14 protein-coding genes are annotated in these 16,061 nt (G+C 65.1%); 2 read left to right on the top strand and 12 right to left on the bottom strand.

Features of this window, described 5'->3' with window-relative positions:
- Window positions 1-16 precede the first annotated feature (16 nt).
- Window positions 17-496, top strand: a complete 480-nt coding sequence (locus tag M2342_RS10410; protein WP_264579032.1) for a hypothetical protein — start codon at window positions 17-19, stop codon at window positions 494-496.
- A gap of 433 nt (window positions 497-929) precedes the next feature.
- Window positions 930-1,544 (top strand): SOS response-associated peptidase, encoded by a 615-nt coding sequence (locus tag M2342_RS10405; protein ID WP_264579031.1) that lies wholly within the window; start codon window positions 930-932, stop codon window positions 1,542-1,544.
- A gap of 155 nt (window positions 1,545-1,699) precedes the next feature.
- Here M2342_RS10405 and M2342_RS10400 read toward each other — a convergent pair whose 3' ends face one another.
- From M2342_RS10400 to M2342_RS10345, 12 genes are all read right to left on the bottom strand, one after another.
- Window positions 1,700-2,125, bottom strand: coding sequence for a hypothetical protein (locus M2342_RS10400; RefSeq protein WP_264579030.1), 426 nt, complete (start codon window positions 2,123-2,125; stop codon window positions 1,700-1,702).
- A 2-nt stretch (window positions 2,126-2,127) separates the two neighbouring features.
- Window positions 2,128-2,634 carry a glycoside hydrolase family protein gene (locus tag M2342_RS10395; RefSeq protein ID WP_264579029.1) on the bottom strand — a complete coding sequence of 169 codons (507 nt, stop codon included), beginning with the start codon at window positions 2,632-2,634 and terminating at the stop codon, window positions 2,128-2,130.
- Entirely contained in the window at window positions 2,635-2,859 is a 225-nt protein-coding gene (locus tag M2342_RS10390) for a hypothetical protein (protein ID WP_264579028.1), read from the bottom strand.
- Complete coding sequence (locus M2342_RS10385) at window positions 2,856-6,413, bottom strand: fibronectin type III domain-containing protein (protein WP_264579027.1); 3,558 nt, start codon at window positions 6,411-6,413, stop codon at window positions 2,856-2,858. The genes M2342_RS10390 and M2342_RS10385 overlap by 4 nt, the downstream gene beginning before the upstream one ends.
- A 106-nt stretch (window positions 6,414-6,519) precedes the next feature.
- A complete protein-coding gene (locus M2342_RS10380; RefSeq protein WP_264579026.1) occupies window positions 6,520-7,068 on the bottom strand; it encodes a hypothetical protein in 549 nt (182 codons plus the stop codon).
- Window positions 7,065-9,557 carry a hypothetical protein gene (locus M2342_RS10375; RefSeq protein ID WP_264579025.1) on the bottom strand — a complete coding sequence of 831 codons (2,493 nt, stop codon included), beginning with the start codon at window positions 9,555-9,557 and terminating at the stop codon, window positions 7,065-7,067. Before M2342_RS10375 ends, M2342_RS10380 begins: the two co-directional genes overlap by 4 nt.
- Window positions 9,554-9,919, bottom strand: coding sequence for a hypothetical protein (locus M2342_RS10370; protein WP_264579024.1), 366 nt, complete (start codon window positions 9,917-9,919; stop codon window positions 9,554-9,556). The genes M2342_RS10375 and M2342_RS10370 overlap by 4 nt, the downstream gene beginning before the upstream one ends.
- Window positions 9,920-9,928: 9 nt before the next feature.
- Window positions 9,929-13,243, bottom strand: a complete 3,315-nt coding sequence (locus tag M2342_RS10365; RefSeq protein ID WP_264579023.1) for a hypothetical protein — start codon at window positions 13,241-13,243, stop codon at window positions 9,929-9,931.
- Window positions 13,244-13,255: 12 nt separating this feature from the next.
- Window positions 13,256-13,954 carry a DUF6441 family protein gene (locus tag M2342_RS10360; protein WP_264579022.1) on the bottom strand — a complete coding sequence of 233 codons (699 nt, stop codon included), beginning with the start codon at window positions 13,952-13,954 and terminating at the stop codon, window positions 13,256-13,258.
- Between the two features lie 3 nt (window positions 13,955-13,957).
- Window positions 13,958-14,116, bottom strand: a complete 159-nt coding sequence (locus M2342_RS10355) for a hypothetical protein (protein WP_264579021.1) — start codon at window positions 14,114-14,116, stop codon at window positions 13,958-13,960.
- Window positions 14,117-14,142: 26 nt separating this feature from the next.
- The gene (locus tag M2342_RS10350; protein WP_264579020.1) at window positions 14,143-14,805 is read right to left on the bottom strand and encodes a hypothetical protein; all 663 of its coding nucleotides are present in this window, start codon (window positions 14,803-14,805) and stop codon (window positions 14,143-14,145) included.
- 13 nt (window positions 14,806-14,818) lie between these two features.
- Entirely contained in the window at window positions 14,819-16,045 is a 1,227-nt protein-coding gene (locus tag M2342_RS10345) for a hypothetical protein (protein WP_264579019.1), read from the bottom strand.
- Between the last annotated feature and the right edge of the window lie 16 nt (window positions 16,046-16,061).

Genomic DNA, 16,061 nt, shown 5'->3' with positions numbered 1-16,061 from the left:
TGTCGAGGGGCGTCAGATGGAGTTGGGAAGCGCGGCGGATTGGGCGGCGGGCGTCGGCAGTTTGGCGGCAGTAATCTGCGCGTTACTCATTGCGTTTCGTCAGGAGCGCGAGTTCAACAAGCGGCGTCGTGACGAACAGGAACAAGCGGAGCAACGGAGAATTCACCTTATTGATGAGGTGATTAGGGTCGCCTCCCACGTTGAAGTCACCATCGAATGGATCAGCAATCCCGTCGGTCTTGAACCCACCCAGTCGCTTTGGCAGTTTTACCTCGTCACGCTCGCTGGGTATCGCGGCCAGTTCGAAGCGCTCCAGTCGCTTGCACGTGACGATCCCCGCGTATTCAGCGAGATCGGGAGGCTGATTTCGGAATGCGATTTCATGGTCCGGTTGGAAGGCGGCGACTGGATGGCCGCTGCCACCACTGCTGCAAATCTCAAGAAGCTGTTTTCATACCGTCGCGAGCAGCTGGAAAAGATTAAGCACGACGCCTAGTGCCTCTCCGCGACGGATATTCCCTCCGCCCCGGTCGCGCATTTCAGCGATTTGCGACGGGCCGATACCCCAACCGATACCCCAGCTATTGACCGACTCGGCGGCCGAATGTTCTCCATTCGTTCATGCCGCTACACACCGGGCCAGACTGCATTTTCGAGGCGGCCGCCTTCCAATATACCGTCACGATCCGCTGCCGGCGGTGCGGCCATTTCAAGATTTACGACCCGCACGCTCTGTGGTGGCTGTTCCATCGCAAGGGTTGGAACGATCATCTAAAGCAGTTGTGGCGGCACTTCCGCTGCACTCAATGCCGGCACAAGTACATTGAGGTCAGGCTATGCCGCGAGGACCCGACTGGCGAACAGCCGCCGCTTCCTCCAAAAGGCGAATGGCGACGCGCCGCGAACCGGTTCAGGGGATAGGAGGCACCATGTGCAATCTTTACAGCGTCAAGGTCGGGCTGAAGGACTTTCTCGCACGGTTCGATGCGCGCCAGGATCCTGCAGGGACCCTGCTGGTCGAAAAGGATTATGTTGCGCCGGGCAAGCCCGGTTACGTCGTGCGAGAGGAAGGTGGCGAGCGCTTGCTCTCGGTGATGAGCTGGGGCTTCCCCTTCCAGGGCAAGCCGGTCACCAATGTGCGCAACTACACGTCGCCGTTCTGGAAGTCGGCGCTCGCCAATCCAGCCCGACGCTGCCTCGTCCCGGTCAATGAATTCCAGGAGTGGAGCGTCCAGGCGGATCCGGAGACAGGAAAGAAGCGCCCTTATTGGTTCACGGTGCCATCACAGCCCACATTCTCCTTCGCGGGCATCTGGCGGCCGACCGAGGCCGATCCGGTCTATTCCTTTCTCACCTGCGGCTATGAGGGCGATCCGGCCGCTCATGTCGTCGGGGCCATTCACCCCAAGGCCTGTCCGGTGATCCTGCATCCGGAGGATTACGATCGGTGGCTTCGCACCGATCTGGACGATGCGCTCAGTCTCGCGGCCCCTTATCCGAGCCAGCTGATGTCGATCGGCCGCTACGCGCCACCGGCGGCTTGAGCGGCTTGCCGTTCAGCTGCTTCTCCTGGTTCCAATCGATCGCCGCCTGCCGTGCTGCGACATAGGCGTTGACCGTTTCCGCATGGCGCAGTCGGCAGTCGTGCCCGTCCAGTACCGCGGCGATATCGCCCTGCGCCAGTTCACCGATGCTCTTGTCAGTCAGAAGCGCCGGCGCCGGGCAGGGGACAGACAATGCCGCCGGCAGTGGTGGAGGCACAGGCGCCAACCGCTCCCCGGGCGCGATTGACTTCGCGGAACAGGCCGTCAGTGAGGCCAGCAGCAGGATTGGAAAGACGCGGCTCACGGATGATCTCCTTGGTGACGGTGGGCTGGATGATGGTTCGGGTCGCCTGCAGGGCCGAGCGCCCCGCTTCGTAACGAGCACTGGCCGCATTGATCTGCTCGCCGATCGCCTGCTCTGTCTCGCGCGCGCTGCGCGTCAGCATGACGGCCGTGATCATGCGCTCGCGCTCCGCGTCGGCCTGGCCGCGGGTATAGCCTCGGTCATCGAGCCACCACAGCGCGCCCAGGATCGCGCCGACGCCCAGCACATGCGGCAGCGCGCGGATGAGGAGGGACATGGTCAGGCGCCTCCCAGCTCGGCCGGCACGGCGCCGACCATGCAGAGCTCATATTCGCCGATCCGCCGGTCTTTGCCTTCGCGGCGATAGACGAGGCCGGCGACGACCTTGCCGCCGGCATATTTGTAGAGCCGCATCGCTCGGCACGCTTCCACATAGCGGCCCTGGACGAACAGCCGCCGCACGCTCGAGCGGGCATAAGCCGAGATCCCGATGTTGGAGGCGAAAGTGGTGTGCGAGGCCCACTGCCAGGGCTCGCGATCGATCCCGGCCGCGCTGGCGCGCACGCCCTCGCCGAAGTCCCGGTACTGGGCGAGCGTGATCTCGCGGCACTCGGCCTCGGTATATGGACGCATCGGGACATGGGTGGCGCCGCCGCAGACGGTCCACACGCCGACCAGGTCCTTGTAGGGGTTGAGCTTCATGCCCTCCCAACTGATGCCGAATGGAACGGCGATCGCCAGCATGGCACTGGCGACGCCAGTCGCGAGCATCTTAGCGTCGGCCATTTATCGTCCTTTCTTAAGCCAGGCGTTCAACCGGGCGACCGTCGATCGCACGCGGCCGAGTTGGCGCTGGGTTGTGTCCATTTCGTAGATCCGCAACGCCATCCAGATGATCGAGAGACTGGTGGCGATAGCTGGCAGCATCTCGATAAGGCCTCCAAAGGCGGTGGCGATCGCGCCGGCGTCAAAGCCGCGCTTGATGATGTCGTGACGGTCAATCATGTTCATCGCGCCACCGCATCTTTGGCGGTTCCATCGCAGCGGTAGAGCGCGACGATGTCGGGTTCTTCACCGGTGAATGGGGCGCTCGGGCAGGTGTAGGTCGTGCCGCTGTAGCGCTCGCTGTTGAACACCGCCCATTCATCCAGCGCGCCCGCGGTGAGCGCATATTCGCCATTGTGATTGCGCAGCGAATAGCCCGAGCCGCCTGGCGCGATCGTCTCGCCGAACGCAGCGAAGTTCTCGCGGGTGCCGGGCAGGCCATCGGTGACGTTGGTTACATAAAGCGCCAGCCCTCCCGGCCCGGCCTGGCACGCGACATGATATCGCTTGCCCGGCACCAGCACGGTGGTGCCGGTGAGACCGCTCCAAACACGCAGCTTGCCGGCGGTATCAATGGCGACGAAGCGGGCGCCGCTGCTTCCGAACCCACCGAACAGAACCTGGAGCGCGCCCGGAAGCGGGTCGGGGCAGGTGAAGAAACCCTCGACCGTAATCGGCGCGAAAACAGGGCACTTGCTCGCGCGCGCGGTTCCACCGGTCATCTGCTGGCCGAACGACGCGCCGCCGGTGCTGGTCGCATAAGCGGTGCTCGTCTCCACCATGCTGAGCGGGCTGGCCGGCGCGATGAAGCCGCTGGGTGGTGCATTCACGGCGCCGCCCGGCGTCGGCGCCGCGATGGCGATCGGCGCCATGCTTGCCTGCACGATGCGCCCCGTGGCGATCCCGTCGCCATCGGTGCGGTCGTCGCGGATCGTGTCGGTCGCCGCATTGGCAGGGCCGCTCGGGAAGTAGACCCACAGGTCGAGCTCGTGGCCGGGACCAGGATCGTTGGCGAGCGTGATCGACAGCGTCGTGGCGTTCACGACGCTGACGGAGGAAACCGGGAAGCGGTTGTCGGTCGCGTTGTTCGCCAGCGGATTGACCCGGCCGCGCGGGAACACCCACAACCGGTTGCCCGGTGTGCCGCTCAGCACCAGTCCGGTCTGGCCGACATTGCTCAGCGTAAGTGTGATCGTAGCGCCTGATCGCGTGGCGGAGAGCGGTGCTGGGCCAAGGCCGGCGCTGGCGCCATAGTGGCTGCGCAGCGCGCGATACAGATGTCGGGCCATGGTCAGCGATCCGGCCTGCGTCTGGTGGATACCGTCGCTGCTCATCAGGGCATCGTCCATGTGGACGTAAGTTGCGCCATTGGCCGCGCACCAGTCCTGCGCACCCTTGCGGATGCGGCTCACCTGCCAGGGCGTGCCCCAGCTGCGCACCAGCCCCATGGAGGGGATGGTCCATACGAGCTTGGCGAAGGATGACAGGCTGTTGAGCGCGGCCAACTGATTGAAGACTGTGCCGAGGGCCTGACCATAAACCTTGGGTGGGATGCCGTTCGAGGCCTCGGTATGGCCCTGGCCCCACACGAAAGCTTCAAAGCCGTTGCCTGCGCGGTTCATCACCTCGGTGAGCGCGGTCCAGTTGCCTTGACCATTGTAGAAGCTCGTAATGGTCGTGCCGCCGACTGCATGACCGACAACGCCGCAGTTGACGCCGGTCAGCGCGATCATGCGATTGAGATATTCGCCGACGCCGACCGAGTTAGGACCGGTGCTGTTGCTCATATCAGCCGGCGTCTGCCAGGGCATAGTCGCGGCGGTAGGATTGTAGCTGTTGCCATCCACGTAGCGCGCCAGCACAGCGCTGTTAGGATCTGGCACGATATCCAGCGAGGCGAAGGTGGCCGTGGAATCGGTGGCTTGACGGCCCAGCATCCGCACCGCGAGCGACTGGCCCGCAAAGCCGGTCAGCATGCCCATGCCGACCTTGACGGTGCCGAGCTGCCACGCGCCGTCCGCGCCCTTCAGGTCCACGAAGAACCAGCCAAGCCGCGCGTCGATGCCGCTCACGTCGATGAAGCTGGCACCGTTGGCGACTGTGCCGGCCGTCCACTCGGTTTGGAGGATCGTCGTGCCGTCAGCCGCAGAGCGGATGCGCGCACCGATCGTGCCTGCCGTCACCGTGCCTGACAATGGCACGCGGATCGTACCGGTGCCCTTGCCCTGGCCGCCGCCCGCTGTCGTGGTGCGCTGATAGATGCGCTTGTCGTCATACGCCGGGAATTGGGAGAGCGTGAACCCAGCGGTATAGCTCGCGGCCGGTGCAACTGGCGTGGCGGTCGCAACATTCGACCACGTCGGTTGCTGGCCGACACTGTTCACCGCCGCTCCGCGGAAATTATGTGCCTGGCCGTTCGTCAGGCCGGTGATGACGGCTCCCGTGACGCCGGAAGTGCCATCTGCGAATGTCGTCCAGGTCGACGCGGCGGCAAGCTTGTATTGGTAGACATAGTCCGTGATCGGCGACCCGCCATTTGCAGGCGCGTCGAAGGAAAGCACGACCTGGCCATTTCCGGGCGTCGCGGTCAGCCCGGAAATCACCCCCGGCACCGTGGGGTTGACCGGCCCGACAGGGTCGCCGTCGTTGGAGCCGCTGCCGCCCGGTCCAGACGCCAGCTGGCGCGGCCCAACCAGCGCTGCGAGATCGTCGATCGTCAACACATAGGTCACTCCTGTTGCGCCGGAGATCAGCGCGCCATTTCTGAGCCAGCGCCATCCGGCATGATCACCGTTGAGGATTGTGCCGCCGGCGGCTGTCAGCATGTCGCCGACGCGCGGCGGAGAACCTGCGCCGCTCACGGTCGGCGGGCTGGTCCAGCTCGGCGCCGGCGTCGGGGTCGGCGGGGCAAAGCTGGCGCCGACATCGCCGATCGGCTCCAGGTCGACGACATTGGCCTGCCATTGGAAACCCGCATTGGCTCGCGCCCAGATGGTCCCGAGGTCGCCGATCAGCGGCCCGAAGTAGATCCTGTTCTGTCGCTGAGCGTGCGGATCCGGATCTGTCACCAGCAGGATGGGATCGGTGGCGCCGACCGCCGCGATCAGCGGGTCGATCAGCTTTTCGACTTCGTCGCGATACAGCGATGCGAACGACAGCCCCGTGCTGCGCAGCTTGAGGCCGCGGCGACGAAGAAGAACCGCCCTGGCCGACCATTCGGCCTTGCCATGGTCGCGAACGCCAAATGCGGCGCCGAAGGCAAAATTGCGTGCGGGCTGCAGCCGCTGCCCGATCACTACGCGGGCGACTGTGACGGCCGTGTTGTTCGCCGGCGTCGTGATGGTGATACGCCAGTAGCGGGCGGCACTCGGCCCGCTCGCCGGCTTCTCCCAATAGGCCCGGCCGCGCCCACTTGGGAACGTGGCGATGCCGGCGAGAAGAGGGACCGCTGGCCAGGCGTGACTGGCGCCGCTGAAGGCGCCCTGCGCGTTGGTCGCCGCGCTCACCTGCAGCTGCCAGCTGCTTGTCGCGCCGGTGAGGCCAAGCAAGGCGATCGTATCAGCCGGTAGATCCTCTCCCAGGTCGATGATGAAGGACTGACTGGCGGCGCCGGAGGCCTGCGCCTTCCACACCATGCCCAGCCAGTCGTTGGCGACATTGAGGGGTTGGTATCCGGATAAGCTGTTCGTGCCGCTCAAGACGGCGACCGGCAGCGGCCGCATGATGATTGCGTTGCTCATCGGTCGGTTCTCTCAAAACTGCAAGGGGGCCGGCTGAGGCGGTTCGGTCATGCTTTGCGTTGGCCCTGGTCCCGGAGCGCAAAGCTGCAAAATGTGTTGGCGAAGGCTATTGTTCACTCGGAGGCCAACCGGCAGAAATGTCGACCGCCATTAGGTCTGCAAAACTCGCGTCGGGATCGCGCAAAGCGGCCTCTTTAGCTTGCCGGACTGCCATTTTGGCTTGGAAGCCTTTGTCCAGCGCGTGGCCCATGTCCTCGAACTCTGGAAGACTTAAGAGCACCTGCGATCGATCCCACATCGTCCAGTTGATGGAGGAGACCGGCTCGCCCCGCCTGATCGCTTCCTTGAAATATCGCAGGGTGCTCTCGAAGCGGGACTGCGCCTGATCATCGCAGCAGATGCGGCCGGAGGGCGAGGGGCAGCCGGCCTTTACCTCAAGCGCAAAGCGCCCCGAAAGCTGTGCCAGCAGTGGTTCGCGAACGTCGTCGGCGGTCCAGTTCGCATTCTTGATCCAGGCGGACTGATCGACTGGCACAGCTCTCAATGCATCTGGGAAATGCTGGCTGGCGAAGTCGCCCGATATGCCATGCCCTTTGCTCACGATGCTCGCGGACGCATCGGACCAGACAAGCCAGAACTCTCGCTCCGGGGTCATCTTTTCACCTCGCCATAACGTAGATTGGATCCGCCCAGGACGGTGAGCGCGTTAACGAAGTCACCGCCATTGTTGGTGTAGAGGAGCTGCCATGTGTGGGTGCCGGCAGCGAAGCCACCCAGGCTGATGCCCCAGCTGAACGGCATCCCGAAGCCGGGACCAGTCCCGCCCGCTCGCATCGGCACGACATATTGGAACAGCGGCACATTATAGCCGTAATATGGGTCGAAGGTTTCGGCCGCGGTGCGGAGAACAACTATGCCGTTCAGATCGTCATTGGTCTGAACGAACAAACTGACATCAAAGTCGAGGTCAGAAGCGGCCTCGATCTTCGTCTTGGTGAGCGTCATCAAGGTTTGCGTGGCAAAGCGTGGTACCGTCACACCCGAGACCATCTGTACCGACCCTTTGTCGGTCACCGAATTGCCGGCAATTTTGATGGTGTTGACTTCTAGGTTGCCAATTTTCGCATTAACAACGACGGCGTTGCCAAGGAATGCGCTGTCAGCGACGATGTCGAGCGCTGAAATTGCGCCGAGGATCCGCTCCCAATCGCCGCCCGTCCACCGGAACCATTGTTTCGACGTCGGGCGGTACCAGGTCTGCGAGACGAACTGGCCGGGTCCGGGGTGGTCATCCTGGACGAAGCCGATCGCGGAAGCGCCGGCAGGCCCGGCGGCGCCCGGCGCTCCATTTTGGGCAAGAATGCGCGGCGTGCTCCAGTCAGAGGCCTCGACCGTATCGGTCGCGAGCTTCGAGCGCGCCGTTGCCGATATCATGTACAGCGGCTCGGCGCCGGCCGGTGGCTCTTGTGACCAGCTGTTATTATGACTCGTGAGAACCCCGGTCGCGAACGTGTAGGTGGCGATCGTGGACGGGGGAGGGGGAGCGCTGGAAGCTCGCCTGAAGAGAAACACGACGGCTGTGTTGTAACCATCGAGGCCCGGCGGCCCCTCTGGCCCCGGATCGCCCGGAAGGCCCCGCACCGCGTTCTCCAGGATCGCGACAGTAACGCTTGCAGCGTAGAACAGGGCATCGAGCTCCGGCCCGTTCACGGGGCTGTCGACGCCGGCATTATCCCAGTCGGGCGTAACTGCCTCGAGGAAATCGAGAAGCGCTTCCATGTCGGCCTGTGCAGCGGCGCGTTCCGATGCGGCCACGCCCAGGTCGGCTGCCTTGTCATAGGCGGCGGTGAACCGGGTCGTCAGCGAGTCATGCTCGCGCACCAGGCCCTGCTTGTCGGCGCCGGCGGTGAGCCAGCCATCCGAGGTGATGCGGCCGATCCGGATGCTGGCGGCGTCGGCCGCTTCTTGCGCCGCGATCGCTGCAGCCAGCGCCGGGTCGTTCAGCGCCATTTCGCTGAGCGTGTGCACGCGGTTGGTGACCGCGGCCTTTTGCGCCAGGCGCCAGTAGGGCGTGCTGACCGACATCTGCTCGACAGATGCGACTGGCGGCCAATTGCTGCCATCCGACGCGAGCGTGCCGGCCGGCGCGCCGATCTGCACCGCTCTTACGCGCAAGCGACCGAGCCAATCAATCAGAGCCGTGGCGTTGATGCTCTGCGCGATGCTCAGAATGACATCGCGGGCGGTGGTCTGTGAAGTGAGGGCCAGGGACAGGTTGTAAGGGCAGGCCGCATCGAGGGCGTCGAGATCTGCAACGACGACGCGGTCAAGTTTCCCGAGGCGCTCGGCAATGCGATAGATGATCGACCCGGGCCGGCGCACCCATGCGCGTGCGCCGCCATTGTCGCCCAAGGCGTGGAAAGTGAGCAGGCCGGCCGGCGGAGCACCAAGCCGGACCAGGCCAAGTGTTACGCACGTGGCCCAGTCGCCATTGGCGATCGTCGCCGCCTTCAGCGCGGCAAAGCTGGGATAGTTTGCCACTGGCGGTCCGAGACGGCTGAGCCGGTCGAACGCCATCTGGCCGCCAGCCATGCTGCCATTACTGAGCTGATAAATATTGTCGACGGCGTCGATCAACACGCCTTCGACAAAGCGCGGTGATCCGATCAGCCAGGGGATCACATTGCCCTTGAGCTCGATGCTGCCCTGCGCCCCGCCGGTGCCGGCATAGGTGCCAAGCAAAGGCTCATCGAGCCAGGCGTCGTCGCAGCCGATGGACAGGGGCATGGCGCCTTCGCCGCTGGGCGGTTGCTCACGCACGCGGCCGTCGAAGATCAGCGCGTAATCGCTCCACGGCGCGCCGAGCTCTCCCTGCCACAGGCGCACGCGCCCATCGTAGAGATCCAGCGCCGGCAGTTCCGGCAAGGCTGAAAACTGGATCGCGAGCTCGCCGGTCGGCGCGGTGAGCTGGCTGCCGAACGATCCATCGAAGATGTCGTAGCGCAGCTTGGGCAGTCGGGCGATCGCTGGCCGCCAGCTGGCACTATCCAGATGGCAGACGCGCTCGTCGTCTATGTTGGAAAGCCGCAGCGTGGTGGGCGTCGTGCCTGACCAGGCATCGATCCTGCAGAGCGTCGCCTTCATCCGAACAGCTCCACGGTGCTCGTCTCGTCCTCGAGATCGATCTCGATCCGGCCCACCACCATCGTGGCGTCGACCTGCTGCTCATCGTCGATCAAGCGATAGCAAGGCACGCCTCCATCGAGGCTGATGTCCAGGACGGCCGCGATCTTGACGGCGAACCGGCGCCGGCCCTGCTGGCCGATCAGTGCGGCCCGGGCGTCGAGGATGGCCTCGGTGTCCGCCGCGCTGTCGCAATAGCCCTCGGCCGGAGCCTTCTTGCCATCGCGGGCCGTGGGGAAGCGGTCCAGGAGCGCCGTGTCCGACACAATGACGATCGCCGCCGCCCGCGATGACGCTGCGACATCTTCAGGAAGTGCTGCCATGGATCCTCGTCAGTATCCGCGCTGCGCTTGCCACCAGGTGTCCAGGCTGCCGCTCCCGGCGATCACCTTCAGCAGTTGGGTCTGTTCGGCCAACATGGTGCTTTGCTGCTCGAGGATGTTGGCCGTCGCCTCGCTATTCTTCGCGATGGCCTTCTCGAAGGGGTTCTCGCTGCCCGTGCCGTTGTTGGCGTTCTGCTTGTCGATTGCGCTGATCGCTTGCTCGGTGAGCTTGGTGATCATGTCATACTGCGCGAAATATTCCTTGGTGGAGCCGTTGATGTCCCGCTCGATCTGCAGAAATGTCTGGGCGGCCTCCTGGAATTTGGAGGTGTCGACATTCTTGCCGGCGTTGATATCGGCGATGAACGGATCCAGCGCAGCCCGGGCATTGGCCTGCTGCTCTCGCAGCGACAGTGGCGAATTGCTGCCCGCCTTCAGAGACTGCAGGAAGTCCTTCAGCGCGTCGGTGGCGACGCCGGCCGCCTTGACCGCCTCGTCGCGCTGCAGCTTGTAGAGCTGCTCGAGCTGGCGCATCTCCTCGTCGGTCGCGCCGGCTTCCTTGGCGATCTTGACCAGCTGCTTGAACTTGAGGTTCACCTCGTCCAGCGCGGCGCCGACCGGGTCGGTGTAGCGCTTCAGATCCTTGAACGCCTGCTCGAAACTGAGGGCCTTGCTCAGCCCGGTTTCTATGTCGCTGGCTTCTCTCAGCAGCTTCTGTGTGCCCTCGCGGACGCCCTTGATCGCGCCGTCCTGCAGGGCGTTCAGAACCGCGAGCCGCATGGCCGTCTCCGGATCCTCGCCGTCATAGAGAAGCTCGATCCCGGGCGTGCGCGAGGGATGCTTGTTCCCGACCGCATTTGTGGCAGTGCCGGCCACGCGATAATAGCTGCCGCGCTGTCCGAAGCTGACGGCATACTGGCCGACTTCGGCGCCGAGCTGGTCCGCGATCCGCTGGATGTTCTGCTGCAGACCCTTGGACATGCCGGTGAGGGAATCGACGACGCCCGCATCCTTGGTGCCCGAAATAACTGGGTTCGCCGTATTGTTGGTAACGATGGTCGAGCCCATCGGCGTCTTCTTGAACAGCCCGCCGATCACGCCGCCGAGCAGTCCGCCCGCAATGGATCCCAGCGGTCCGGCTATGGAGCCAAGTGTTTTGCCGAGAACGTCAGTCAGCGGCTTTTCGAGCCGCTTGCCGATCTCGCCGCCGATCGCGCCACCGAATGCGCCGCCCAGGCTGTTGCCGCCCGCCATCCGCGCGGCTGCAGCGCCGACGCCGGCGTTGCCGCTGATCTCGCGGAGCGTGGCCTTACTCTTGTCGGACAGACTGTCCCACTTGCCCATCGCGAGCTCGGCGGCCGTCTTGGCGATCGTCCCCATGCCGATCCGCTCAAATCGCTCCCAGACGGAATCGACGCCGTTGCTAAACAGATCCTCGAACTCGTCGGCGAGCCGACCAAGCTCCTCATTGGCCTTGTCGACGCGGATGCCGACATCGACCGTGACCTCGTCGGCTAAGTCTCCAAGTTCTGCTTGCAGGCGGCGCTTGTCGATCGCCTGCTGCAAGGGCGCGAGCTGCTGGGGCGTGGCCGTCGGAAACTGGCGCACGATCCGGAGATACTCAGCCGCCGCCTCGGCAGCATGCTCGCCTTCTGTGGCGCGGATCGCCTCCAGGCGCGCCGCTTCCTCCATATGCTGGAGCTCTTCGTCCAGCTCCTTCTGCAGTCGACGGCCTGGCGCGTTGCTGATGAGATCGCGGGCCTTCTCGATCTGATCGAGCAGCTGCTCGTAGTTCGGCGGCTTCTTGAGCGCAAAATCATTGGCCAGGTCGTCGAGCTCACGCAGGGCGCGCTGCGTCTGCTGCAGCTCGCTCGGCATGTCGGTGAAGCGGTCGGTGATATTTGCGATCCGCTTGGCCGCATCCTCGCCGCGCTCGGCGAGCCGCTGCGTTGCCGCCGCGGCGTTGCGCATCGCCGGCGTCTTCTTGTTGAGGGTCTCAATCTCTTTGTCGTGGGCCTTGGCAACAGCGGCGCTGGCTGCCGCATAATGCTCCAGTCGCAGCGCGCCCATCTGATATTGCCGATCGAGCATGTCCTGCGCAGCCTGGCGGCGTTCGTCCGCTGCCTTGCGAGGATCTGTCTGCGCATCGATGCGCCGCCGGAGCACCGGTATCTCAGTTTGACGCAGTAGCAGTTCAGCTTTGGTCTGCGCGCCCGCGAGCTGCTTAATTTGCTTGTCGACATTGCCCATCGACTGACGGAGGGCGAACTGCGCAGAGTCGGCGCCAACACCGCCGGTCAGCGCGGCAAAATTGGACTGTTCGGTTGCCTTCAGGGCTTCCAGGGTTGCGATTGCCTGCTCGCGCTGGGCTTTCGCTGCCTCGACTGCCCGAGCGGCGTTCCGGACGGCCTGCTCCTCCATCGCGCGGGCGCTCACCAGCTGCTTGCGCTGGGCTGCCTCGAGCTCGTCGATCGCGGCGACGAGATCGCGCACGCTCATACTCTGGAAGTCGATTGCTTGGGTGAGATCGAGTGCGCCCTTTCGCGCTTCCTCGGCAGCGTCCCCCGAGCTCAGTAGCCCTTCGACCAACATTCCGACCATGGGAATGGCGACGCCGAGCGCAACGCCGAACCCGCCGCCAAGAAAGCGGGTGAACTTGCCGAACTTAGTGTTGGCGCTCTCCGCACTATTACCCATCATTTGGAGCGCGCCGATCAGCTGGGGCAGCTGCTGCGAGGCCGCGCGGATCGCGCTCGTGCCGCCAGCAACCTGCACCCAAAAGTCCTGGAACTGATATCCGACCTGCTGAAGGCCATTACGTTGCGCGCCCGAGGCCTGCGCCATGTCGCGCTGCGCGTTAGCCGTCTGCCCCAGCTCGGCCTGCAGCAGCTCGAGCGCCTGGACTTCCTCGCGGGCAGCGCGGGCCTGTCGCTCATACTTGGTGGCGACGTTCTGGGCCGCCGCGATCTCAAGCTGCTGGGCGCGTGTCACGACGCCGCTGGAGCGGTTGAGCGCCTCCTTCGCCGCCGCCAGCGCGCGGGCCTGTGTGGCCTGCTGCTCCATGGCGATCGCGCCGGCGCGCAGGCCGGGCAGATCCAGATCGAGGATGCCGGCGTCCGGCGTGACCTTCAGCGCCCGTTTGAAGGTGCTCTCGATTTTGCGTTCGACGGCGCGCAGGCCGGGATCGAGCGCGCGGTCGAGTTTTGCGCCGGCCTCGGCGCCGGCGGCTTCCATGGCGGGTCCGAGACCCGAAGTCAGTTTCTTGACGCTGGAGGACAGGGCCTCGCCGTTCAGCTGCAGACGCCCATTGATGTCGAACTGCATAGGGCCTCCGGGTCAGCTCTCGCGCGTGCCATCGATGGCGGTGCGCAGGCGGTTCATGCGCCGAGTGAAATTGTCGCGGAGCATTCGGCCGCGTCGCTCGATGGCCGGTTCGATCGAGAATTTGTTGGCGAAACGCTGGGCGGGGATGAGGACGAAGATCGGCAGGGTTTCGGTGGCGGAACCGCTATAGGCGCCGCCTTGCCGGCGCGACGTGGCCGCGCGGGATCCACGCCCGTTGCGCGCGCGGTAACGATGCTCGGCAACGAGGAGGGAGGGCTTGCCCCCGCCGCGGTAGACAAAGACGAGCCGCTGGCCGTTGCGCCGCTCCCATTCGCCTGGCGAGAGATCCCGGGAGCGTGTGTTGACGCCGGCATGTTCGGTCGGGATGGCGAGATAGAAACCGCCCTTGGAGCGGTTGACCCCCGCTTGCGACCAGAAGGTCATCGCGCCCCGGGTGCGTGAGCCGCCATTGACGAACACCTCGCCTGCCGGCGCGGCTGCGAGGCGGGATCCGCGCGGGAAGGTCGCGCTTTTCCATGCTCGCCAGAGATTGCCGCCGGCGGCTTCGCGGGTCAGGCCCTCAAGGTCGCGTTCGAGCCCCCTGGTTTCGGCACGCACAGCGGCCGTTGCCTGTGTCAGGATCGCGCGCACGACCAGGTCGGCCGACCGATCGATCTCACGCTGATCGAGCCTGAGTTCGATCGAGGGCATGGCTCAATCCTTTTCCGCCGTCATGTCATCGAGGGCGGCGAAGCAGTCCATCAAGGCCGCTGGCTGTTCCTGCCATCCGCCGGCGCAGGGCAGGGGCGCCGCGCCGCGCATGCCGAACGGCCCGAGGGCGGTTTGCAGGCGGGCGCGGAGCCACAGGTCCACGACGAACAGCGCCCAGCGCGGAACGGTCAGTCGGGGGTTTTCGGCGTATTGCTGTCCGTCGATGACCCATCCGCCGGGGTATCTGCGCCCGAATTCGAAGTCCCCGGGTCGCCGGCGGATTTCGAGGGCGCATCGGAGTTTTTTCGCTCGAGCGCTCCGTGTTGCAGGCGCCAGGCCTGCGCGCCGGCGGCGCGCAGCGTCGTGGACGGGATGCCGGCCAGCGAATCGAGCTCGACCAGCTTGTCGATGCCGCGCTTGAACGGCGTCTCGATATTCTCCCACCCGATGCAGAAGCGCCGGAAGGCCACGATCGGGATCATCTGGCTGCGGCGTTGCTGCTGGGCGAGCAGCAGCTTATAGGGCGGCCAATGCAGCGCGAGCAGCGCCAGGGCTTCAGACAGGACAGCCTGGTCGCGATCGCTGATCGTCTCGCCGCTATGGGCGGTATGGGCGAGGAGGATGAGCTCCTCGCTGCCTTCGCCGCCCAGCTCGCGCAGACCCGTGACACAGGCCTCCTCGAGCTCCCAGGGCCATACAGTGCCGGCGAGGTGTTCGCTCGCCAACTCGGCCTCCATGAGCTCGCGCTCCAGGACGTTGCCGGCGCGCAGCAGGAAGACGGGTGGCTTCTCGTCCTGCTTGAGCCATTCGGGTGTGTAGCGCAGGGCGGCAGATGCCGCTGTCGATGTCACTATCGTCATGAGATCACCAGAAAGAGAGGATGAAGTCGCCGTCGCGACCGTTGCTGTCCTTGCCCGGCGTCGTCATGGCGCGACGCTCCTGGAAGGTGCGCAGGGATCCGCTGGTCCCCGGCTGTGCGCCGACAGGGGTGAGCTGCGGAAGCGTGACGGCCCAGCGATTATTGGCGCTGCCCATGGCGCGGATCACGCCATTGTAGACGGCCGAGTTCTGGATCTCGGCCAGAATGTCGCGAGTGGCGACCAGCGTGGCCTTGGGGTCGCATTCCAGGCGACCGGTGCGCTTGCCGAGGATCGATGGACCGAAGCCATAATTGGTGTTCGGATCGCCAGGCGATTCCTGTTCGGCCTGCAGGTTGATCGACCAGCGGTCGATCGGCAGACCCTTGCGATCCATGAGGAAGGCGGGGTTGGGCTGGTTGACGCCCTGCACCAGCATCGGTGCGGCATGGGCGGCCACCGAGACGACCGGCACTGCGGCGTCCGTGCGGCCGGCGAAAACGCCCATGAGCTTGACGGTGATAAAGCCCGGCTTAGCCGTGTCGCCGCCCCACTCCTGAATGATGCCGCGGCAACCGACGAACTTGAGGAGCACGCCGTCCTCATAAAGATAAAGGGTGCCGGAGGGATGGTCGGTGATCCGAGCGGCCGCGTCGGCCGGCGAGGTGCCGGCATAGGTCCAGTTCGGCGGGATGGCAGCTTGCGTGCTGGTCGTGAGCGGCGTGTCGAACGTGTCGACCAGGGTCGCGACCTTGCCGCTTGTGTAATCGGCGATCAGCGTCGTGCGCCCGGCGCCAGGCCCGCCGGAAAGCACCAGTGGCATGCCGCGATAAAGCTGCGCGGTGGTCGCAAAGCCCGTGCCCAGGGTCGCGGTGGTCGCGCTGCCGGCAGTCAGGGCAGCCGCTGCGATCGCGGCCTGGAATACGCCGCGCAGGCCGCACGAAGCCAAAAGATCATGATGGGGCGGCTTCACGCTGGCGCTGTAAGCAGCAGCTGCGCCCTTCATGCGGAAGCGGATCGTAACCTCGGCCGGCTGCCCAACGATCAGTGGCGCGCCGCTGACCAGGCTACCGGTCGCTTCGTTGCTCTGCTCCTCGGTAAAGGGCGTGTTATAGCTGAAGCCATCGGCCTCGTAGGGAAAGGCGTTGGCGGCGGTGGGGCCGGCGTCAACGCCCTCGGCGGTTTCCAGCTTGAACAGCATAACGCTGTTGGCCGGACGGATCGTCTGGTCCATGTCGGTGTCTCGCTTC

Source organism: Sphingobium sp. B8D3A (assembly GCF_025961995.1).
GTDB lineage: Bacteria > Pseudomonadota > Alphaproteobacteria > Sphingomonadales > Sphingomonadaceae > Sphingobium.
Note: the sequence above shows the minus strand (reverse complement) of the source record. Positions and strands in the feature narration are given on the sequence as shown.